This is a genomic window from Allofournierella sp. CML151 (assembly GCF_027853465.1).
Lineage (GTDB): Bacteria > Bacillota > Clostridia > Oscillospirales > Ruminococcaceae > Allofournierella.
In genome coordinates, this window is the sequence record NZ_JAPNNW010000014.1 from 1 (window position 1) to 19,714 (window position 19,714).

The following is a 19,714-nucleotide window of genomic DNA, read 5'->3' on the forward strand; positions in this document are numbered from 1 at the left end:
TGCCCCCACCCGCAAAAAATGTTAATTTTTTGTGAATCCTCTTGACAAGAAAAAGCAGCAGTTTTACAATGTTAGCAGTCGAGGCACGAGAGTGCTAAAACAAATAAGAATTCTTACTTTGTTCGGTAATGAAAAGGGGGCTTGCCCAATGAACACCAACAAATTTACACAAAAAACGCTGGAAGCGCTGCAGAGCGCCCAGCAAACCGCCATTGAATACCAGAACCAGACCCTGGAACCTGAGCACTTGCTCTTTGCGATTGCTAACCAGGATCAGGGCCTGATTCCGCAGCTGCTGCAGCAGATGGGCGTGGAGCCCGGCAACTTTGTATCCGCCGCCGCCCAGAAGATTTCGATGCTTCCCCATGTGACCGGTTCCGGCCGGGAAGCCGATAAGATTTACATCTCCGCCGCCACCGACAAGGTGCTGAACGCGGCCGAGAGCACCGCCAACGCCATGAAGGACGAGTATGTGAGCGTGGAGCATGTGTTCCTCGCCCTCATCGAGAACCCCAACAGCGCCGTGCGGGATCTGATGAAGAGCTTCTCCATCGACAAGAACAAGTTCCTGAGCGTGCTGTCCGGCGTGCGGGGCAACCAGCGGGTGACCAGCGACCACCCCGAGGACACCTACGACGTGCTGAAAAAGTACGGCCAGGAGCTGGTGGAGCTGGCCCGTCAGCAGAAGCTGGACCCGGTGATCGGCCGTGACACCGAGATCCGGAACGTGATCCGCATTCTGAGCCGCAAGCGCAAAAACAACCCCTGCCTGATCGGTGAGCCCGGCGTGGGCAAAACCGCCATCGCCGAGGGCCTTGCCCAGCGGATCGTGCGGGGCGACGTGCCCGAGAACCTGAAGGACCGGAAGGTCTTCAGCCTGGACATGGGCGCTCTGGTGGCCGGCGCCAAGTACCGGGGCGAATTTGAGGAGCGTCTGAAGAGCGTACTGCAGGAGGTCAAGAAGAGCGAAGGCCAGATCATCCTGTTCATCGACGAGCTGCACACCATCGTGGGCGCGGGCAAAACCGACGGCGCCATGGATGCGGGCAACCTGTTAAAACCTCTGCTGGCCCGGGGCGAGCTGCACTGCATCGGCGCCACCACCCTGGACGAGTACCGCCAGTACATCGAGAAGGACCCGGCCCTGGAGCGCCGGTTCCAGCCGGTGATGGTGGATGAGCCCACCGTGGAGGACACCATCTCCATCCTGCGTGGTTTGAAGGAGCGCTACGAGGTGTTCCACGGCGTAAAGATTCAGGACAGTGCCCTGATCGCCGCGGCCACTTTGTCCAACCGTTATATCTCCGACCGTTTCCTGCCGGATAAGGCCATCGACCTGGTGGATGAGGCCTGCGCCATGATCCGCACCGAGATGGATTCCATGCCCGCCGAGCTGGACGATCTGCGCCGCAAGATCATGCAGCACGAGATCGAAGAGGCCGCCCTGAAGAAGGAGACCGACACCCTGAGCGCCCAGCGCCTGGCCGCCCTGCAAAAGGAGCTGGCCGAGATGCGCGAGCAGTTCAAGGCCATGAAGGCCCAGTGGGACAACGAGAAGAACAGCATCGGCAAGGTGCAGAGCATCCGCGAGCAAATCGAGCAGACGAACGCCGCCATCGAAAAGGCCGAGCGGGAGTACGATCTGAACAAGGCCGCCGAGCTGAAATACGGCAAGCTGCCCGAGCTGCAGAAGCAGCTGGCCGAGGAGGAAAAGAAGGCCGAGGTCGCCGGTCAGACCCAGGACAACCTGCTGCGTGACCGGGTGACCGACGAGGAGATCGCCCGCATCGTGGCCCGCTGGACCGGCATCCCGGTGGAAAAGCTGGTGGAAGGCGAGCGGGAGAAGCTGCTGGGCCTGGAGGACATCCTGCACAAGCGGGTGATCGGCCAGTCCGAAGCAGTGACCAAGGTAAGCGAGGCCATCCTGCGCAGCCGGGCCGGTATCGCCAACCCGAACCGCCCCATCGGCAGCTTCCTCTTCCTGGGCCCCACCGGCGTGGGCAAGACCGAGCTGGCCAAGGCGCTGGCGCAGGCTCTGTTCGACGATGAGAAGAACATGGTCCGCATCGACATGACCGAGTACATGGAGAAATTCAGCGTCAGCCGTCTGATTGGCGCGCCTCCGGGCTATGTGGGTTATGAGGAGGGCGGTCAGCTCACCGAAGCGGTGCGCCGCCATCCCTACAGCGTGGTGCTGTTCGACGAGGTGGAAAAGGCCCACCCGGATGTATTCAACATCCTGTTGCAGGTGCTGGACGACGGCCACATCACCGACAGCCAGGGCCGCGTGGTGGACTTCAAGAACACCATCATCATCCTGACCAGCAACCTGGGCAGCCAGTATATTCTGGAGGGCATCGGCCCGGACGGCCAGATCAGCGAGGATGCCCGCAAGGCGGTGGACGGCCTGCTCAAGAGCCAGTTCCGCCCGGAGTTTTTGAACCGTCTGGACGAGATCGTCTTCTACAAGCCTCTGACCAAGGCCGAGATCGGCGGCATCGTGGAGCTGCAGCTGGACGACCTGCGCAAGCGCCTGGCCGACAAGCAGCTGAAGCTGGCGGTCACCGACGCGGCGAAGGACTTCATCATCGACCAGGGCTACGACCCCATCTACGGCGCACGGCCGCTGAAGCGGTTCATCCAGAGCCGTGTGGAGACCCTGATCGCCAAGGAGATCATTGCCGGTGTGCACAATACCGGCGACACCCTCACCGTGGACGTGGAGAACGGCGCGCTTATCCTGCGCTGATGTCTCCCCTTCCCCGAATCGCAACAGAACAAAAAATCCCCGTGGCGTTTGCCACGGGGATTTTTTGCAGTCAACGCATGATTTTTTTGAACACCAGGAAGGAGTAGACGTAAATCCAGATCACGCCGCCGAAAATCACAGCCAGCAGCGCGCCCAGGGTGAGCCCCTCGCCCAGAGCCTTTGCGAACAGGCCCAGGAACAGCAGCGCCACACCCATCACCACAAAGGTGATGCCGCCCATGCGCTGGGTGCGGTTCCAGTTGTGCTCGTCCGCCAGCGCCCAGGGGGTGCGGCAGCCGAAGGTGTAGTTCTGCTTGATGCGGGGCATGTAGTTGCCCAGCAGGATGAACAGGATGCCGATGCCGCCGCTCACCAGCACGCCCACCAGGCTGCTGCCGTCCGGCAGCACGTTGTAGACGGTGAGCTCGCTCAGCCAGCTGATGCCGCACAGAAACAGCACGATACCCGCCAGAAAGCCCCGGTAGATGCCGCCGAACTTTTGAAAGTTCTCGCTGCGGGGGTCGATCTTCGGCACCACCGCGATCAAAAGCAGAATCGCCGCTGGAATCAGCGCGGTGACCAGAATCATATATTTCGGGCCCCAGCCGTCCACCTGACCGTCGAAGCCCCAGTGCATGGGCACCGTGTCCGGCATAGCCGGATAAAAGCACAGATGAGCGATGAAATTCACCAGGCACACCGCCCCCAATGCGATCAGCAGTTTTTTATTCTTCATTGCTTTCGCCTCCCTTGGCAAAACCCATATCGTAAAACCATTTCATCAGCTCCTGGAACACCGTCAGATTCAGGCAGTACACAATGTTCTGCCCTCGCCGCTCGTCGGTGACCAGGCCCGCCGCCTTCAGAATGCTCAGATGGTGGCTGATTGAGGGCTTTGCCATCTGAAACTGAGCGGCAATGTCGCCCGCGGTCATCTCTCCGCCGCTGAGCAGCTCCAGAATATGCCGCCGGGTCGGGTCCGCCAGCGCCTTGAACGCATCCCCCATGATCGCAAGCCTCCTTTCGCCCTGGTTCGGGCTGTCCCTCTTTATTTTCGATATTTAGATAATTTTCTAAATATCTTTTCAAGCTCAGTATAACACCGATCCCGGGCACTGTCAAGAGCGGCAAAAGGGGCGCGGTAAAATTTGCCGCGCCCCTGCTTTTTCATGCTCAACTGGCCATCATATCGCAGCTGACCACCTGCCAGCTGCCGTCTTCGTTTTCGGTATTGTTCATCCGGTAAAAATAGCCGTATTCCGGCACCAGGCCCTGGGCGTCGCTGCATTGCCACAGCACCACCACATAAGCCTTCCCTTCCCGGTAGACCTGGGTGAACTGCCAGGTGGCCTCCGGCCCTTCCTGAAGGCCGCCCATCGCCTTCATCTGCCAGCCTCCCTGCTCCTCATAGCACATTTCGCTCAGCACCTCCGGCGCGGGCTGATAGTCCGGGATGCCCAGATAATGCTCCGCTGCGTCCGCCAGCTGTTCGAGTGTGACCGCCTGTCCCTGTGCGATCTCACCTTCCATTTCCATACGCACAAACAGATAGGCCAACTGCTGATAGGGGCTGATCTCGCCCACATCGGAAAAGCCCTCCCGGCTCAGCCAGTTCCGCACCAGCTTCACCTCATCCAGCAGCTCTTCCAGCTGTGCCGCATCCAGCCCCGGCGCACCGTTCCGGTCAAGGTCCGTCTCCGGCTGCATTTGCCAGATGCAGCCCTCATCGTAAAAACTGTCCGATCCATCGTGAAAGGTGAGCCAGTAGGTATGCTGGCCCTCCAGCAGGGGGGTATTGCCCCGCTTTTCCACATCCAGGTCCACGAACACCCGATAAGCCCCGTCCTGCTCGGTCAAACCCACCGCGCCGCTGTTCAGCTCCAGCCCGGAAAGGTCCGAAAGGGCATAGAAGCCCGCATCATACACCGGCTCCCCGTCCAGGGCAAAGCATCGGTTCACCGCCTGCTGGTCGCCGTGCTTGAGGGCGTCCACCAGGGCGAAGGCATTCAAGTAGCCCTGGGCAGTCAGCGGGTCAGTCTCTGCGATACGCGCCGCCGTGGATTCCTTTGTCTCGGGCGGCTCGTTGCTCTCCCCCGCGGGCACGCTCGCAGCCGGTTCAGAGGCCGCGCTGGTGGCCGGTTCCGAGGTGCTCTCCCCGCCCGGCAGCTGCACCCGCAGCCCGCAGCAGCACAGCAGTGCAAGCAGGGCCATCAGGCCGAACACGGCCGCGCCCTTTTTGCCCTTCACCGGGCGCATCACCCGGGCAAAGCGGCGCATGATTTCTTTCTTTTCCAGGGCAAACCGGGTGGACAACACCGGCGCGGGCCGCCCGGCAGCATCAATGGCATGGAGCAGCGCCTGGCAGTAGGCCTGCCGCCACTGAGGCGGACGGCTGGCCGCCACTGTCTCGTCGCAGGCCAGCTCGATCTCCCGCTGGGCCTGCCCGGCCATCCAGTGAACCAGCGGATTGAACCAGTGCACCGCCCGTGCCAGCAGGATCACCAACTTGCGCTGGATGTCCCGGCGGCGGCAGTGGGCCATTTCATGGGCCAGGATCAGCGCCAGCTCCTCCCGGGGCGGCAGCGTTACCGGCAAAAGCAGTGTGGGCGAAACAAGCCCCGCCATCATGGGGCTGGCCACCAGCGGGCTCTGCCGCACCCGGGGCAGGTCAGAAAGCCCTGCCTCCACGGCGGCGGCGCGAACCACCGGTTCCACCCAGCCGGGAGCGGGCTGCTCCCAGCGTTTCACCGCATGCCGCCAGCGGAGATAGGATGCCATCTGCACCGCCAGCATTCCCGCCGCCCCCAGCAGCCAGACCGCCGCCGCCACAGTCAGCGGGCTGGGCAGCGTCCGGCTCGGTTGTATCGGCTCTTCCCCAGCCGGAACAGAAGTCCCGCCGGAAGGCAGTGTCTGGGGACCGGCTTGTTCCTGCGTCCGCTCACCGCTGCCCATGGGCCGTGCTGCCGCCTCGGGTACCTCCAGAACGAGAGCAGGGCGGCTGACCGCCGCTTCGCCCGCCGGAAAAAGCCCGGCCAGCGGCAGCACCAGCAATGCGGCCAGCAGCAGGGTCCAGACCCGGCAGCGCCAGCGGGCACAGACCCGCTTTTCCAGCCGCCTTTGCGCAAGGGCCCACACCAGGCCCGCCGCGCTTGCCCCGACGCTCACCGCAACCACCGACAAAAACAGGTCGTTCATCTCACTCGTCCTCCTGCTTCAGCTGCTCCAGATAATCCGCCAGCTCCTGCACCTCCTGACGGCTCAGCGCGTGGCACTGGTGCAGCGCCGCGATCAGGTTCTTTGCGCTGCCGCCGAACATGCGCCCCAGCGCGCTCTGGCTTTCCACCTGGAGGTACGCCTCCCGGCTCACCAGCGGCCGGATCAGATAAGCTCTGCCCTGCTTTTCCCGCTCCAGAAAGCCCTTCTGCTCCAGCCGGGTGAGCATGGCCAGAATGGTGGTGGGCGCCCACTGCTTTTTGCCGCCCAGCACCTGCTCCAGCTGGGTACGGGTCACCGGTTCCTCAGCCGCCCACACCGCCTTCATGACCTCCAGCTCCGCATCCGGCAGGCGTTTGATTTTCTGCTCCATTCTCTTCACCTCCCATTTTTCTACACTTGTAGTATTTGATTATATTCTACAGCTGTAGAATATAATCCGTCAAGCCTTTTCCAAAAACAAAACGCGCTGCGAATCTTCGCAGCGCGTTTTCTATTTGGTTATTCCACCGTAATACGGCAGGGCAGCACGCTGCCCTCGTCGGTTTTCCAGTAGAACCAGTCCCCGTCGAACCGAAGCTCGCCGTCGGTGTGCAGCGGGTCCGGCTGGGTGCTGGTCAGCTGCAGCAGCTGCCGGCCGTCCTGATCGGTGATGGTCAGGGTGCTTTTGCCCTTGTCGTCGGTTGCCAGAATCAGCAGGGCCAGCGGCTGGCTGGTCAGCTCGGTGCCCTGGGCGTTGTAGCGGCGGATCTTCTCCCCCACCAGCACATAAAAGCCTTCGTCTGCCGGGTCCTCCCACCAGGTCTCGGCCCCTTCGGGCGGCTGCTGGGGTTCGGCGGTGGGCAGCGGCGGGGCCACCGTTTCCTGGTAGGCCCACAGCTCCGCCAGGCTGGCGAACTGGGCTTCCAGCACCGGGGTCCCGTTCAGATCGCAAAAGCCCCACAGCCCGTCCGCACAATAGGGAGCCATGGCCGCCCCGGGAAGGTAGGCATACTGACCGGCCAGCCAGTCCATCCGCTGCCAGAGGTCCGTCTCATCCGCCGGGCCCTGATACTGCTGCAAAATCACATCCGCACCGGCCGTGTACAGGGGCTTGTACTCGCCGCCCGCCGCCCGGTAGCCTGCCTGGCCCTGGCTGTACACAAAGGCCCAGTCACCGGTGAAGGCTCCGAAATATTCATACCCGTCATACAGCCCGGCGTGCTGGGTGACCACCACGGTGCCCTCCACCGGCTTCAGGGCGCGCAGCTGCGCTGTGCTCTGCGCAGAAGCCTGTTCTCCCGCGCAGCCGCAGGCCAACAGCAGCAGCGCCGCCGCCAGGGCCAAAACGCCTCGTTTTGCGCTCATGCGGTTTTCTCTCCTTTCAGCTGTTCCGGCGGTACAGCACATAGTTTGCATACTCGTCAAACTGCTGTTCGCCGCTCACGGCGGTGTACTGCTCATCCAGCAGCTGCTGCACCGTGTTTTCCACCGGTCCGGCCACCACCAGCCAGAGGGGCGGGTCCTGCCGCAGCGATTCATTGATCTCACTGCGCATGCCCGGGTCCTCGGCGGCCTGCCAGTCCTGATGAATGAAATACCTCTGGCAGGGCCGGATGTCCGTGGCCAGATACCACTGGGCATCCACATTGTAGCCCAGTACCGAATCCCGCTCTTCGGCCGGAATCACCGCTGCGGCAGACCGGGCGGCGTTGTTGTAATCCAGCACCTCATAGGGGTAACGGGCCATAAAGCTGTCCCCGCTCCAGCCGGGCAGGCGGACCAGCAGACTCACTGCCCACAGCCCGCACAGCACCGGCGCGGCCCAGGCCAGCCTTCGGCCCCTGCCGCCCCGCAAAAGCTCCGCTGCCAGCACAAAGGCCAGCGGAATCAGCGGGGTCACGATCATAAAGTAATGTACATAGGGGCGGTTGGTAAACAACACATACATGCTCAGCGCCGTACTCAGCAGCCCGCCCCAGGCCAGCAGGTCATTTTTCCTCCGGATCAGGCTGGCGATGCAGAGCACCGCCAGCAAAAACAGCGGCGCGCCGAAGTCGGTGAACACCCGGGTCAGGGTGCGTGCTGCCCACTGACTGCCCGCGTAATATTCCGCGATGGAAAATTCGGTGGCGTAAAAGATGTTGTAACCGATGGTGCCATAGAGCATATCCCCCAGCGAGCCCTTGCAGGCAAAATACACCGCGAAGGGGCCGGTAATGAGGGCGAAGCCGCCCACAAAACCGCCCATGTTGGCGAAGAGGTTCTTCCACTGGCGGCTCACCATCAGCGCCAGGGCGATCACCAGCACATAGCTGCACACCGCCACCGCACTGGTGACCCGCAGCATTAAAACGGCCCCAAAGGACACGCCGTACACCGCCGCCCACTGCCAGGGATGGGGCGCGGCCGGGTCGTCCCGGCGGGCAAGGCACCAGCGCGCCGCCAGATACAGGCTGATGGCCAGAAAGGGCAGGCTGTACTCCTCGGTCATGTTTCCCTCGTCAAAGGTGCGGGCCAGATAGACCAGCGCCAGCGCCGCAGCCCCCAGCGCCCAGGGACGGGGCAGGGCGGTGCGCCCCAGCCGGTACAGCCCCCATATGGCGGCGGCCAGGCTGACCGCCTGCACCACAAGAATCCCCGCCCGGCCGTGGAGCCAATAGCCCACCGCGTCCACAAAAAAGATCAGCGGACCCTTGTGGTCGAACAAAGCTGCATAGGGAGTGATCCCCTGGGCCCAGTACTTGCCGATGGTCTGGAAGATGGCGGAATCAAACCCGCAATATTCCGGGTACAAAAAGCTGGTGGAATAGGAAAACCGCAGCACGAACACCGCGGCCAGTGCCAGCACCGCCAGTGCGGCAGCGGCCAGCCGGGCGGTGCGGGGAATGGTCCTGTTCAAAAAGCACCCTCCTTTGTGGCTCAAAATCACGAAAAATCCTTTATCAGGGTAACACAAACCCCCGCAAAAGTAAACCAAACCGGCTGCTGGCAAAATTGTGCATAAATTATGCGCACGCTTTCTGTGAGAATCGTCAATTTTCCAACTGTAAAAGGAAATTTGTTTGCGCTATAATGTTTCTGGTTTTACAAGGCGGCCCCGGGCCGCCGCAGAGGGGGAATCGTTTTGAACAAGAAAATCACCGTTGCGGGGCACGAGTTCTCGCTGCTGGCCATGACCTGGCCGGTGTTCATCGAGCTGCTTTTGCAGATGCTGGTGGGCAACATCGACCAGATCATGCTCAGCCGCTACAACGCCACCGCCGTTGCCGCGGTGGGCAATGCCAACCAGATCATGACCACCCTGATCCTCACCTTCAACGTGATCAGTCTGGCGGCCACCATCATGCTCAGCCAGTATCTGGGCGCACGGGAATACGACAAGGTGGAACAGATCTACACCCTGGCCGTCTGTTTGAATCTGGTGGTGAGCCTGGTGATCACCGGCGGCCTGCTGCTGGGTGCGGACGGGCTGTTCAGCATCATGCAGGTGCCCATGGAGGCCCGGCCGGAGGCAAAGAGCTACCTGCTCATCACCGCTCTCAGCCTGCCCTGCCAGGCGCTGATGCTCACCTTCAGCGCCTTTCTGCGGGCCCACGCCAAGATGCTGGTCATCATGCTCAGCACCGGCGTGATCAACCTGATCAACATCGTGGGCAACACCGCCTTCATCTACGGCCTCGGCCCCATGCCCCGGCTGGGCGCGGCGGGCGCGGCCATCTCCACCAGCATCTGCCGCACCGCCGGTATGCTGATGATGATCTTCGCCTTCTTCCACACGGTGCAGAACGCCCGGGTGAGCCTGAAGGCGCTGCGACCCTTCCCCACCGGCCTGCTCAAGCGGTTCCTGGGCATCGGCCTGCCCGCCGGCGGCGAGGGTCTTTCCTACAATCTGTCCCAGTCCACCAGTCTGGTGTTTGTGAACCTGATGGGCACCTTCGCGGTGACCACCCGCATGTACTGTGCCATGTTCGCTCAGGTGTGCTATATGCTCATCAGTGCGGTGAGCCAGGCGGTGGCCATCGTGGTGGGCTACTGCGTGGGCGCGAAGGACTTCGACCAGGCGGACCGGCAGAACTGGAACGCGCTGAAAACCTTCACCCCCATCACCCTGATCATCGCGGCGGTGCTGGCGGTGTTCTCCCAGCCGCTGCTGAGCCTGTTCAGCAGTGACCCTCAGGTGATCGCCCTGGGCCAGAAGGTCATGATTGTGGAGGTCTTTCTGGAGCTGGGCCGCTGCTTCAACATCGTGATGGTGCGCAACCTGCAGGCGGTGGGCGACGTGCGCTTCCCGGTGCTGGTGGGCATCGCCAGCCAGTGGATCGTGGGCGTGGGCGTGGCCTGGCTGCTGGGCATCCACTTCGGTCTGGGTCTGGTGGGCGTGTGGATGGCCTTCGCCCTGGACGAAAACCTGCGGGCGGTGATTTTTGTCATCCGCTGGAAGCGGGGCGGCTGGCGGCGCATCAAAACCGTGTGACTGCATCAAAACAGGGAGCGTCCCTCGCCGGGGCGCTCCCTGTTTTATTGTTCTTCGCCGCTCTCCTCTTTGGGCGGGGTGTAGGGCTCGGTGGTGAAAAAGCCCAGCTTACTCTCGATCTCCTCCCGGCTGTGGCTTTCAAACTCCTCCTTCAGCCAGGCGATGGCCTGCGCCACCCCTTCCTCACCGAAGGCAAACCGCCGCTCCTTCACGTCCTTTGTTTTTTCCATGCACCAAACGCCCATCCAGCACCAGGCGGCCAGCTCGTCGCCGTCCCGCAAGACCTTATAGTTGAACTGGCCCGCATTGCCGGACACCGGGTTTTTATTCTTGTACCATTGCATGGGATAGTTGGGATAATTGAAATGGATCATGTTCACTTCTCCTTTGAATGGCCCAGCGCACGGGTATTTTCATCATTATAGGCCCTTTTTGCAAAAAATGCCACCAATTCAACCGGTTTTGTTGCCTGTACTTGCATCCCTGACCTGATTATATTACAATAAAAAACAAAACAATGACATCCGTCACCGTTTATTTTCTATTAAAGGGAGGCTCGGCGCCATGAGAATCGGCTGCCTGATTCTGGCCAGTGGCCAGGGCAAGCGCTTTGGCTCCAACAAGCTTCTGGCGGACCTGTGCGGCCGGCCGCTGCTGGCGCATACGCTGGACTGTTTGCCGTCCGGTGTGTTTGCCAAAACGCTGGTGGTCACCCGCTGGCCCCAGGTGGCGCAGCTGTGCGCAGCGCGGGGGGTTGCCTGCCTGCTGCACGACCGGGAGGACCGCAGCGATGTGATCCGCCTGGGCATCCGTTATATGGAAGGCATGGACGGCTGCCTGGTCTGCCAGGGCGACCAGCCCCTGTGCCGCCCGGCCAGCCTGGCCGCGCTGGCGCAGGCCTTTGAACGCCAGCCGGACTGCATCCACCGCCTTGCCTGGCAGGGGGTAGGTGCAAGCCCGGTGCTGTTCGGCGCGGCTCATTTTTCCGCGCTGGCCAGTCTGCCCCCCAAAACCGGCGGCAGCGCCGTTCTGAAGCGCTTTCCCCGGCAGATCCGGCTCACCGAAGCCCAGTCGCCCTGCGAGCTGTGGGACGCCGATACCCCCCAGGCCCTGGAGCGCATTGCCCGGGCTCTGCAGTCTCCCCCGTTACCATGATCCCCAAAGGAGTGTCCCCTTCATGCTGTTTGCCATCTTCGACACGCAGCCTGCCGATGCCCGGCGTCTTTCCGGCCTGCTTCAGGACTATCTGGAGCAGCGCGACCTTCACTGCCGGGTGGAGCAGTTCAGCCGCCCGGAGCTGCTGCTGGAATTCTGCCGCAGCTATGCCTGTACTGCCGTATTCCTGCAGGTGACTGCCGCGGGATGCCCCAATCTGGAGATCGCCAGCCGCCTGCGGGCACTGAGCCCGGAAACCCCGGTAATCCTGACCTCGGATTCTTTGGACTGCGCGCCGGACGGCTACCAGGTGCGAGCCTTTGCCTACCTGCTTACCACCCGCCTGCCGGAAAGCTTCTCCGCCTGTATGGACAGCCTGTGGGAGACGCTGTTCTCCGCTGCCAACACCCTTTGCCTGCGGGCGGACCGGGAGGACGTGTTTCTGCCGCTGGAGCAGATCCGCTATTTTGAGGCATCCGGCCACACGGTCACCGCTCACTTTTCCGCATCGGCGCTCTGGAGCACCCGGACCTTTCGGGTATCGATTCAGGAAATCGCCGACCGGCTGGAGGGCCGGGGCTTTCTGCGGGTGCAGCGCAGCTTCGTGGTGAACCTGCGGTATGTGGACCGGTTTTCCAACTACATGGTCATCCTGAAAGACGGGCAGCGCATCCCGGTGAGCGTCAAGCACTTCTCCCGACTGCGCCAGGAGTTCCTGCACTGGCAGAAGGGCTGAGGCACTCCCGCTTTTCCGTGGGCGAAAACCCGTGTTTTGTGTCGCATCGCCTTGATTCTGTGCATTTTTTGTTCTTTATTCCGTAAAATGCGTTATAATAATGGTACGCAGTTCCGATTTGGGCGGAACTGCGGGGAATTGCACGATCTCTTCGGAGTCGGTCAAGGGAACACAGGCCGCCGCATACCCGCTTCGGGTACGCGGCGGCCTGTGTTTTTCCCTCCTTTTTTATTCCCGGCTTACTGCATCCGGCTGCCGTAGCGGCGCAGCACCGCCTCCAGCACGCCGCCCGCCACCGCCCGGGCCTTGTCCGAGATGGTGGTGTAGTCGGCCTCCCGGCCACGGGGGTCCACGTCGCCGCACTTGAAGCCCGGCGTGACCTGGATACCCTCGTGCAGCATGCCCCGGATCATGCCGGGAATCTGCACCTTCAGCTCCTCGCCGTTCACCCGGGCCACCGTCTGCCCGGCTTCCACCAGATCGCCGATGGCGCACAGCGGCTCAAACCGGCCGCTGACGGTGCTGCGAATGATCCGCTCGCCGGTGTAGCCCATAATATTGCCGGGCAGGCCGGAGTTGGGGGCGGCGGGGCCCTGTTCGATCACCCGGCCCAGACGGTGGCCGCGCTTGGTCTCCACCACATAGTGGCAGTCCTGCCCGGCGCAAAAGCCTGGCCCCACCCCGATCACCAGCGGTGCGTCCGCAAGGGTGGTGCCCAGGTTCTTCTTGGCCAGCACCGCGTCCACCACCGCGGCGGGCTGCAGAGCGGCAATGCACGCGCCCTCCGGGTCCGGGATCACCGCCACGCAGCGCTTTGCCAGTGCCGCCCGGGCAGCATCCACATCCGGGCAGGCCAGGGCGGTTACGCCCTCCACGGTGTACTGCCCTTCCTCCAGCGCGGTGGAGAAGGCCACCGTGCGGCGGATGCAGGTAGGCTGGGGCAGGTCGGTCATGACCACGTCAAACCCGCACTGCCACAGCCGCCAGCCGATGCCGGTGGCAATGTCTCCGGCGCCTCGAATCACAATCAGCATATCGATTCCTCTTTCCATTCCTTTTTCTGCAAAGCGGCGCTCACCACGCGGGCGCTGCTTGTTTCTTTTACAGCCCGCACCACCCGGCTCAGGTCCGCTTGTTCACAGAGATCGCTCTGGTTCAGCAGGATCACAAACCGCCGCCCTTCGCTGCCTTTGGCCAGGCCCCAGGGCTCGGCAGCCAATCGGGCCAGCAGCTCGGGCGTCACCGGCCGGTCCGGGTCCGTTTCCAGCCGCCGGGCGGCCAGCTCAGCCCGGAAGCACACCTCCTCCAAAGGTCTGCCCAGGCTGGAAAGCCCCAGCACCGCCACCACCAACCCGGTTTGGGCGGGCAGGGCAGGCTCCTTTTTCCCGGGGGTCTTGCAGGGCAGACGGCGGGAACCGTCCGCCTCGGCCAGCACATAGTCCGCCAGAGTCAAAAAGTCCTCCATCTGCTTGTCGCTCACCCCGGTCAGCTTGCCCCGCTCATCCATCGGCCCGGCGGCCACCGCCAGCCCGGTCCGCTCCAGCGCCGCTGCAATGCCTGCCGTATCCTCCGGCGAAAACACCGGGCCGTAGCGCTGCTCGTCCGGTGGGAACATATGGGTGGTAGTGGTCACAATCACCCGCTTGCCCGCTTTGGCCAGCTCTTCGGCCAGGGTCAGCATAGCAGTGGTCTTGCCACCCGCCCCCACCAGCGCGGTCACCCCGGGGCGCACCCCCAGAAGACTGCTCAACGTCTCGTTCATCGCCCGCTCCTTTCCCCGTTTTCCGGCATTCGTTGTGTAACTTTCAGTATAACGAAAACCCGCCGCCTGTGCAAGGGGCCTGCCGCCGGGTTTTGCTTGTAACCGGCCCCAAACCGCCGTATAATAAAAGGGCAAAATTCCGGCCGCAAAAGGAGGACCCGCCATGGAGGACCGCGACCTTATTTTTGAGACTGTATCGCTCGCGGGCGAGATCCTGCTGGCCTCCGGGGCCGAGATCTCCCGGGTCAGCGATACCATGGAGCGCATCGCCCGGGCCTACGGCAACCCCGGCCTGGACACCTTTATTTTAAGCAACGGCGTGCTGCTGTCCACCGGGGGCGGTTCCCGCAGCTACCGGGCACGGGTACGGCACATTCCTCTGGGCGGCGGGCGGCTGGACCGGATCGACGCGGTGAACCAGCTCTCCCGGGAGATCGAGCTGGGGCTGCACACCCCCGCCGAGGCCCATGAGCGGCTGGAGGCCATCCGGACCATGCCCTCCAAGCCACGCTGGCAGCAGGTGCTGGCCTCGGGAATCGGCAGCGGTTCCTTCGGCTATCTGTTCGGCGGCACCGGCCGGGACGCGGCCGCCGCTTTTCTGTGCGGGCTGGTATTATATCTTTACTTTTTGTATCTGGTGCGTGGCCGTCTTTCCAAGATCGCCATGAACATCAGCGGCGGGGCGCTGGTCACCCTGTGCGCGCTGATCCTGACCCATCTGGGGCTGGGCAGCAATCTGGAGATGGTCACCGCCGGTGCGGTGGTACCGCTTCTGCCCGGCGTGGCCTTCACCAACGGCATCCGGGACATTGCCGACGAGGACTATATCTCCGGCAGCGTGCGCCTGCTGGACGCAGTGCTGGTGGTGGCCTGCCTGGCCCTGGGCGTGGGCGCGGTAATGGCCGCCTATACCGCATGGGGGGTGTGAGCATGCAGCGTTTTCTTTGCGAGGTACTGGCGGCGGGCATCGGCACCGCAGCCTTCGCCCTGATCTTTCATGTGCCCAACCGGTATTATCTGCGCTGCGGCATCACCGGCTCGGCGGGCTGGCTGGTTTACCTGCTGTTCAAGCCCTTCTGGGGGGTTCTGCCCGCCATCTTTCTGGCCACCTTCGCGGTGCTGTGCATCTCCCGGTTTTCGGCGGTGCAGATGCGCTGCCCGGCCACCATCTTTCTGATCTCCGGCATCTTCCCGCTGGTGCCCGGTCTCGGCATCTACCAGACCGCCTACGCCATGGTGAACAACGCCACTGCCGAGGCCGGTCAGATCGGCTTTACCACCCTGAAAACCGCCATTGCCATGGTGCTGGCCATCCTGCTGGGGCTGGAGCTGCCGGGCAGCTGGTTCCGCCGCCTGGCCGCCCACTGGACCAAGTGACCCTTTGTTGAGGTACCGTCTATGATCGACCTTGCCCACCTGGAAAAATACCGGGAGAACAACCGCCTGGAGGCCAAGCGCGCTCAGGGCGGGCTGCCCCGCAGCATCTGGGAGACCTATTCCGCCTTTGCCAACTCCTTCGGCGGGCTGATCCTGCTGGGGGTCATCGAGACCGAAAACAAAACCCTGGCCTCGGTACCTCTGCCGGACCCGGAGGAGCTGGTGCGCCAGTTCTGGCAGATTGTCAACGACCCGACCCGGGTAAGTGCCAACATTCTGCGCCCCACCGACGTATGGGTGGACGAGAGCGGCGGCAACCGGATTGTAATTATCCACGTACCCCGTGCAGGCCGCCAACACCGGCCGGTGTATCTGGGCACCGACCCCTTCTCCGGCGCCTACCGCCGGGGCGGTGAGGGGGACTATCATTGCTCTGCCGAGGAGGTTCGGGCCATGATGCGGGATCAGGCGGACCTGCCCCGGGATCTGACTCCGTTGGAGGGGCTGGACCAGCGTGCCCTCTGCCCCGACGCGGTGACCCGCTACCGGGCCCGCCTGCTGCGCTGCCGCCCCGGCCATGTGTGGGGCGAGCTGAGCGACGCGGGCCTGCTGCTGCGGCTGGGGGTACTGGCTCGCTCCAGGGAAGGAACCCTCTGCCCCACCGCCGCCGGACTTCTGCTGCTGGGTGAGGCATGGGCCATCCGTTCGGTGTGGCCCCATTTCAGCCTTTCCTACCGGGAGCAGCTGCAGCCCGGCCTTGCCTGCCGCCTGCGCTCGGACGGAACGGACTGGAACGGCGCGCTGTTCGATTTTTATTTCGCGGCGGCTCACCGCATCTGCGCCGACCCCCGCCTGCCCGCTGAGCCGGATCATCCGGTGCAGCTGGCAGTGCGTGAGGCGCTGGCCAACGCCCTGATCCACGCGGACTACCAGGACCGCCGGGGCCTGACCATTGAAAAGCGGGGCCACCGGCTTTACATCACCAATCCGGGCTGCTTTCCCATGGAGCCGGCCAGCGCCCTGGCCGGCGGCGTAAGCGACGCCCGCAACCCCGGCTTAAGCGAGCTGTTCCGGCTGGTGGGGGTGGGCCGGCGGGCGGGCAGCGGCCTGCCCCAGATCCAGGCGGTATGGCGGCTGCAGGGCTGGGAGGAGCCTTCCATCCGGGAAGAGCTGTGCCCCGGCGCCACCTGCCTGCGCCTGACCTTTGCGCCCCGGCCCGCGCTGCCGCCCCGGCCCGCTGCCAGCGGCAGCCAGGCTCTGCTGGAATACCTCACCGACCATGTGAGCGCCAGCCCTGCCCAGCTGGCCGGTGCGCTGCACATGACTTCCAGTCAGGTGTGCCGGATGCTGGCCCGGCTGGCCACCATCGGCGCGGTGGAACCTGCCGGAAAAAACGCCTGGCAGTTAAAAAGCTGAACCAAATAAGGAAGCCCCGGCCGTATCCAAAGGATACGGCCGGGGCCTTTTTATTGCATTTCCGCGTATTGGAGACGCATCAGCTCCACAAACCGGCGCAGCACCGGGTTGCCCTTCAGGGTCTTATAATACATGCCGAAGGAGAGCGGCTCCACCCCGGCCAGCGGCCGCAGCACCAGCTCCGGGTCCGGAGGTGCCAGCAGGCGGGGCATCAGCGCCAGGCCAAACCCGGCCTTCACCAGGGTGATCACCGCCTCCGGCGACTCGCCGAAGAACAGCTCGCCCGGCGCGCGCTCGCCCAGCAGCTGCGCCTGCGTCTGCGCAAGGCTGCGGGGAGCCTTGCGGGGATCGCCCAGCACAAGCCGCTGCCCCCGCAGCTGCTCCAGACTCAGCGGTCCTCCTCCCTCCAGTGCCTGCGGGCGAGTGGTCACGCAGACCATAGGCGTTTTTTCCAGCTCCACATAAATGCCGGGCACCTTTTTCGCCGCGTTCTCCTGAAAGCTCAGAATCACATCCACATGCTCCTCCTCCAGAATACGGTACAAAAAGTCGTAGGGCACCACCTGCAGCCGGGGGTGCAGGTTGGGATAGCTCTGGGCCAGCTGCCGCAGCGGCTCGTGCAGGCTGAACAGATGGGTGTAGCCGTGGCAGCCCACCGAAAGCTCACAGATTTCCCCCGTCGCCGGGTCCTCAAACCGCTTTTTTGCCCGCATGGCAATGGTCATCATGCCATTGGCGTCGTGCAGAAACAGCCGCCCCGCCTCGGTGAGCTCCACACTGCGGGTGGTACGGCGGAAGAGCTTTGTGTTCAATTCCTCCTCCAGCGAGCGGATCTGATGGGTCACCGCAGGCTGGGTAATGTTCATCCGCTGGGCGGCCCGGGCAAAGTTCAGCGTCTCGCTCACTGCCAGAAAACAGGCCAGCTGAAAGGTATTCACCGCGCATTCCTCCCATTTCGATTAATAAATTTTGTTTATTAATAATAACATTTTCTGAATTCACTTGCAACCGGATCGGTTCTATAATAGAACGTGTGCAGACGCTGCTCTGCGCCCAAAAACAGCTGCAATGCAATGATAAGTTCCACAAGGAGGAATGACTATGATAAAAACCCTGATGCGGCAGATCGGCCGCTACCGGGCGGACTCCCTGCTTGCTCCCCTGTTCACTGCCCTGGAAGTGCTGATGGAGGTTCTGATTCCCTTCATCACCGCCGCCATCATCGACAAGGGCATTGAGGCGGGGTCGCTGCACGAAGTCTATCACTACGGCATCATCATGCTGGTGCTGGCCTTTATCAGCCTGGCCTGCGGCGTACTGGCCGGGCGCTTTGCTGCCCGGGCCTCGTCCGGCTTTGCCTGCAACCTGCGGGACGGCATGTATGAAAACATCCAGACCTTTTCCTTTTCCAACATCGACAAATTCTCCACCTCGGGCCTTGTGACCCGCATGACCACCGACGTGACCAACCTGCAGAACGCCTACCAGATGATTCTGCGCATCGCGGTGCGCGCGCCCCTGATGCTCATCTGCTGCATGGCCATGTGCTTCTTCATCAACCTGCGGCTGAGTCTTGTCTTCCTGGCGGCCATTGTGGTGCTGGGCGGCGCGCTCATCCTCATCATGCGCCGCACCATTCCCGTCTTCGACCAGGTGTTCCGCCGGTACGACGATCTGAACGCCAGCGTGCAGGAGAACGTGAGCGCCATCCGGGTGGTGAAGGCCTATGTGCGTGAGGAGCACGAGACCGAAAAATTCACCAAGGCCGCGCAGAACCTGTACAACCTGTTCGTAAAGGCCGAAGGCCTGCTGGCTCTGAACAACCCGGTGATGATGCTGGTGGTTTACGGCTGCATCATCGCCCTGTCCTGGTTCGGCGCCCACTTTGTTGTGGCGGGCAGCCTGACCACCGGCGAGCTCACCTCCCTGTTCAGTTATGTGATGGGCGTTTTGATGTCGCTGATGATGCTCTCGATGGTTTTCGTTATGGTGACCATGAGCGCCGCCAGCGCCCACCGTATCGCCGAAGTGCTCACCGAAACCCCGGACATCACCAGCCCCGCCAACGCGGTGCACGAGATCGCCGACGGCAGCATCGACTTTGACCATGTGAATTTCTGCTACAAGCACGGCTCCACCGGCGAGGATACCCTGCACGACATCGACCTGCACATCAAGAGCGGCGAGACCATCGGCATCATCGGCGGCACCGGCTGCGGCAAATCCAGCCTGGTGAACCTGATCAGCCGCCTGTACGACGCCACCGAAGGCTGCGTCAAGGTGGGCGGCCGGGATGTGCGGGAGTACGACACCGAAGCCCTGCGGGACCAGGTGGCTGTGGTGCTGCAGAAGAACGTGCTGTTCAGCGGCAGCATTCTGGATAACCTGCGCTGGGGCAAGGAGGACGCCACCGAAGAGGAGTGCCGCCAGGCCTGCATCCAGGCCCAGGCGGATGAGTTCATCCAGCGCCTGCCGGACGGCTACAACACCCACATTGAACAGGGCGGCTCCAACGTGTCCGGCGGCCAGAAGCAGCGGCTGTGCATCGCCCGGGCCCTTTTGAAAAAGCCCAAGGTGCTGATTCTGGACGACTCCACCAGCGCGGTGGACACTGCCACCGACGCCCGCATCCGCGAAGCCTTTGCCCAGGCCATTCCCGGCACCACCAAGCTGATCATTGCCCAGCGTTTCTCCTCGGTGCAGAACGCCGACCGGATCGTGGTGCTGGACGACGGGCGCATCAGCGATGTGGGCACCCACGATCAGCTGATGGAATCCAGCCCCATTTACCGGGAAATCTACGAAGCCCAGACCCAGGGCGGCGGCGACTTTGACCAGCCCAACGGCTGA

Annotated in this window: 18 protein-coding genes; 8 read left to right on the top strand and 10 right to left on the bottom strand. The window is 62.9% G+C overall.

Annotated features, from left to right (window positions below):
- Positions 1-148: 148 nt before the first annotated feature.
- Complete coding sequence (gene clpB, locus PH256_RS10565; RefSeq protein WP_270914143.1) at positions 149-2,749, top strand: ATP-dependent chaperone ClpB; 2,601 nt, start codon at positions 149-151, stop codon at positions 2,747-2,749.
- A 70-nt stretch (positions 2,750-2,819) separates the two neighbouring features.
- On the opposite strand, the gene PH256_RS10570 is transcribed toward clpB, so the two are convergent.
- The 6 genes from PH256_RS10570 to PH256_RS10595 form a co-directional block, all read right to left on the bottom strand.
- Positions 2,820-3,485 (bottom strand): SdpI family protein, encoded by a 666-nt coding sequence (locus tag PH256_RS10570; RefSeq protein ID WP_270914144.1) that lies wholly within the window; start codon positions 3,483-3,485, stop codon positions 2,820-2,822.
- Complete coding sequence (locus PH256_RS10575; protein WP_087183126.1) at positions 3,475-3,756, bottom strand: autorepressor SdpR family transcription factor; 282 nt, start codon at positions 3,754-3,756, stop codon at positions 3,475-3,477. Before PH256_RS10575 ends, PH256_RS10570 begins: the two co-directional genes overlap by 11 nt.
- 166 nt (positions 3,757-3,922) lie before the next feature.
- Positions 3,923-5,944, bottom strand: a complete 2,022-nt coding sequence (locus PH256_RS10580; protein WP_270914145.1) for a M56 family metallopeptidase — start codon at positions 5,942-5,944, stop codon at positions 3,923-3,925.
- 1 nt (position 5,945) lies between these two features.
- A complete protein-coding gene (locus tag PH256_RS10585) occupies positions 5,946-6,335 on the bottom strand; it encodes a BlaI/MecI/CopY family transcriptional regulator (protein WP_270914146.1) in 390 nt (129 codons plus the stop codon).
- Between the two features lie 128 nt (positions 6,336-6,463).
- Entirely contained in the window at positions 6,464-7,309 is an 846-nt protein-coding gene (locus tag PH256_RS10590; RefSeq protein WP_270914147.1) for a hypothetical protein, read from the bottom strand.
- Between the two features lie 16 nt (positions 7,310-7,325).
- On the bottom strand, positions 7,326-8,843 hold the full coding sequence (locus tag PH256_RS10595; RefSeq protein WP_270914148.1) for a hypothetical protein: 1,518 nt from the start codon (positions 8,841-8,843) through the stop codon (positions 7,326-7,328).
- A 225-nt stretch (positions 8,844-9,068) separates the two neighbouring features.
- Here PH256_RS10595 and PH256_RS10600 point away from each other — a divergent pair, with 225 nt between their 5' ends.
- The gene (locus PH256_RS10600; RefSeq protein WP_087183121.1) at positions 9,069-10,418 is read left to right on the top strand and encodes an MATE family efflux transporter; all 1,350 of its coding nucleotides are present in this window, start codon (positions 9,069-9,071) and stop codon (positions 10,416-10,418) included.
- 44 nt (positions 10,419-10,462) lie between these two features.
- On the opposite strand, the gene PH256_RS10605 is transcribed toward PH256_RS10600, so the two are convergent.
- Positions 10,463-10,792, bottom strand: a complete 330-nt coding sequence (locus tag PH256_RS10605; RefSeq protein ID WP_087183120.1) for a hypothetical protein — start codon at positions 10,790-10,792, stop codon at positions 10,463-10,465.
- 190 nt (positions 10,793-10,982) lie between these two features.
- Here PH256_RS10605 and PH256_RS10610 point away from each other — a divergent pair, with 190 nt between their 5' ends.
- Both PH256_RS10610 and PH256_RS10615 read left to right on the top strand, forming a co-directional pair.
- Entirely contained in the window at positions 10,983-11,573 is a 591-nt protein-coding gene (locus tag PH256_RS10610) for a nucleotidyltransferase family protein (RefSeq protein WP_270914150.1), read from the top strand.
- 22 nt (positions 11,574-11,595) lie between these two features.
- The gene (locus PH256_RS10615) at positions 11,596-12,309 is read left to right on the top strand and encodes a LytR/AlgR family response regulator transcription factor (RefSeq protein WP_270914151.1); all 714 of its coding nucleotides are present in this window, start codon (positions 11,596-11,598) and stop codon (positions 12,307-12,309) included.
- A 239-nt stretch (positions 12,310-12,548) separates the two neighbouring features.
- Here the strand turns inward: PH256_RS10615 and yqeB are convergent, their stop codons facing one another.
- Together yqeB and yqeC are read right to left on the bottom strand one after the other, a co-directional pair.
- Positions 12,549-13,343, bottom strand: coding sequence for a selenium-dependent molybdenum cofactor biosynthesis protein YqeB (gene yqeB, locus PH256_RS10620; protein ID WP_087183117.1), 795 nt, complete (start codon positions 13,341-13,343; stop codon positions 12,549-12,551).
- A complete protein-coding gene (gene yqeC / locus PH256_RS10625; RefSeq protein ID WP_270914154.1) occupies positions 13,337-14,071 on the bottom strand; it encodes a selenium cofactor biosynthesis protein YqeC in 735 nt (244 codons plus the stop codon). Before yqeC ends, yqeB begins: the two co-directional genes overlap by 7 nt.
- 163 nt (positions 14,072-14,234) lie before the next feature.
- On the opposite strand from yqeC, the gene PH256_RS10630 reads away from it, so the two are divergent.
- Genes PH256_RS10630 through PH256_RS10640 form a run of 3 tightly spaced genes read left to right on the top strand, consistent with a single transcriptional unit; the run spans position 14,235 to position 16,864 of the window.
- The gene (locus PH256_RS10630) at positions 14,235-14,999 is read left to right on the top strand and encodes a threonine/serine exporter family protein (RefSeq protein ID WP_087183116.1); all 765 of its coding nucleotides are present in this window, start codon (positions 14,235-14,237) and stop codon (positions 14,997-14,999) included.
- A gap of 2 nt (positions 15,000-15,001) precedes the next feature.
- Complete coding sequence (locus PH256_RS10635) at positions 15,002-15,448, top strand: threonine/serine exporter family protein (RefSeq protein ID WP_087183115.1); 447 nt, start codon at positions 15,002-15,004, stop codon at positions 15,446-15,448.
- Between the two features lie 21 nt (positions 15,449-15,469).
- Entirely contained in the window at positions 15,470-16,864 is a 1,395-nt protein-coding gene (locus PH256_RS10640; RefSeq protein ID WP_270914156.1) for an ATP-binding protein, read from the top strand.
- A 50-nt stretch (positions 16,865-16,914) separates the two neighbouring features.
- Here the strand turns inward: PH256_RS10640 and PH256_RS10645 are convergent, their stop codons facing one another.
- Entirely contained in the window at positions 16,915-17,802 is an 888-nt protein-coding gene (locus tag PH256_RS10645) for a LysR family transcriptional regulator (protein WP_270914157.1), read from the bottom strand.
- 163 nt (positions 17,803-17,965) lie between these two features.
- Here PH256_RS10645 and PH256_RS10650 point away from each other — a divergent pair, with 163 nt between their 5' ends.
- Positions 17,966-19,714: an ABC transporter ATP-binding protein gene (locus PH256_RS10650; protein ID WP_270914206.1), complete on the top strand. Its 1,749-nt coding sequence runs from the start codon at positions 17,966-17,968 to the stop codon at positions 19,712-19,714.

What these genes read in the sequence shown, in the direction of transcription:
- clpB (WP_270914143.1), top strand. Translation starts at nt 149, where the DNA reads ATGAACACCAACAAATTTACACAAAAAACGCTGGAAGCGCTGCAGAGC.
- PH256_RS10570 (WP_270914144.1), bottom strand. Translation starts at nt 3,485, where the DNA reads ATGAAGAATAAAAAACTGCTGATCGCATTGGGGGCGGTGTGCCTGGTG.
- PH256_RS10575 (WP_087183126.1), bottom strand. Translation starts at nt 3,756, where the DNA reads ATGGGGGATGCGTTCAAGGCGCTGGCGGACCCGACCCGGCGGCATATT.
- PH256_RS10580 (WP_270914145.1), bottom strand. Translation starts at nt 5,944, where the DNA reads ATGAACGACCTGTTTTTGTCGGTGGTTGCGGTGAGCGTCGGGGCAAGC.
- PH256_RS10585 (WP_270914146.1), bottom strand. Translation starts at nt 6,335, where the DNA reads ATGGAGCAGAAAATCAAACGCCTGCCGGATGCGGAGCTGGAGGTCATG.
- PH256_RS10590 (WP_270914147.1), bottom strand. Translation starts at nt 7,309, where the DNA reads ATGAGCGCAAAACGAGGCGTTTTGGCCCTGGCGGCGGCGCTGCTGCTG.
- PH256_RS10605 (WP_087183120.1), bottom strand. Translation starts at nt 10,792, where the DNA reads ATGATCCATTTCAATTATCCCAACTATCCCATGCAATGGTACAAGAAT.
- PH256_RS10610 (WP_270914150.1), top strand. Translation starts at nt 10,983, where the DNA reads ATGAGAATCGGCTGCCTGATTCTGGCCAGTGGCCAGGGCAAGCGCTTT.
- PH256_RS10615 (WP_270914151.1), top strand. Translation starts at nt 11,596, where the DNA reads ATGCTGTTTGCCATCTTCGACACGCAGCCTGCCGATGCCCGGCGTCTT.
- yqeB (WP_087183117.1), bottom strand. Translation starts at nt 13,343, where the DNA reads ATGCTGATTGTGATTCGAGGCGCCGGAGACATTGCCACCGGCATCGGC.
- yqeC (WP_270914154.1), bottom strand. Translation starts at nt 14,071, where the DNA reads ATGAACGAGACGTTGAGCAGTCTTCTGGGGGTGCGCCCCGGGGTGACC.
- PH256_RS10630 (WP_087183116.1), top strand. Translation starts at nt 14,235, where the DNA reads ATGGAGGACCGCGACCTTATTTTTGAGACTGTATCGCTCGCGGGCGAG.
- PH256_RS10635 (WP_087183115.1), top strand. Translation starts at nt 15,002, where the DNA reads ATGCAGCGTTTTCTTTGCGAGGTACTGGCGGCGGGCATCGGCACCGCA.
- PH256_RS10640 (WP_270914156.1), top strand. Translation starts at nt 15,470, where the DNA reads ATGATCGACCTTGCCCACCTGGAAAAATACCGGGAGAACAACCGCCTG.
- PH256_RS10650 (WP_270914206.1), top strand. Translation starts at nt 17,966, where the DNA reads ATGATAAAAACCCTGATGCGGCAGATCGGCCGCTACCGGGCGGACTCC.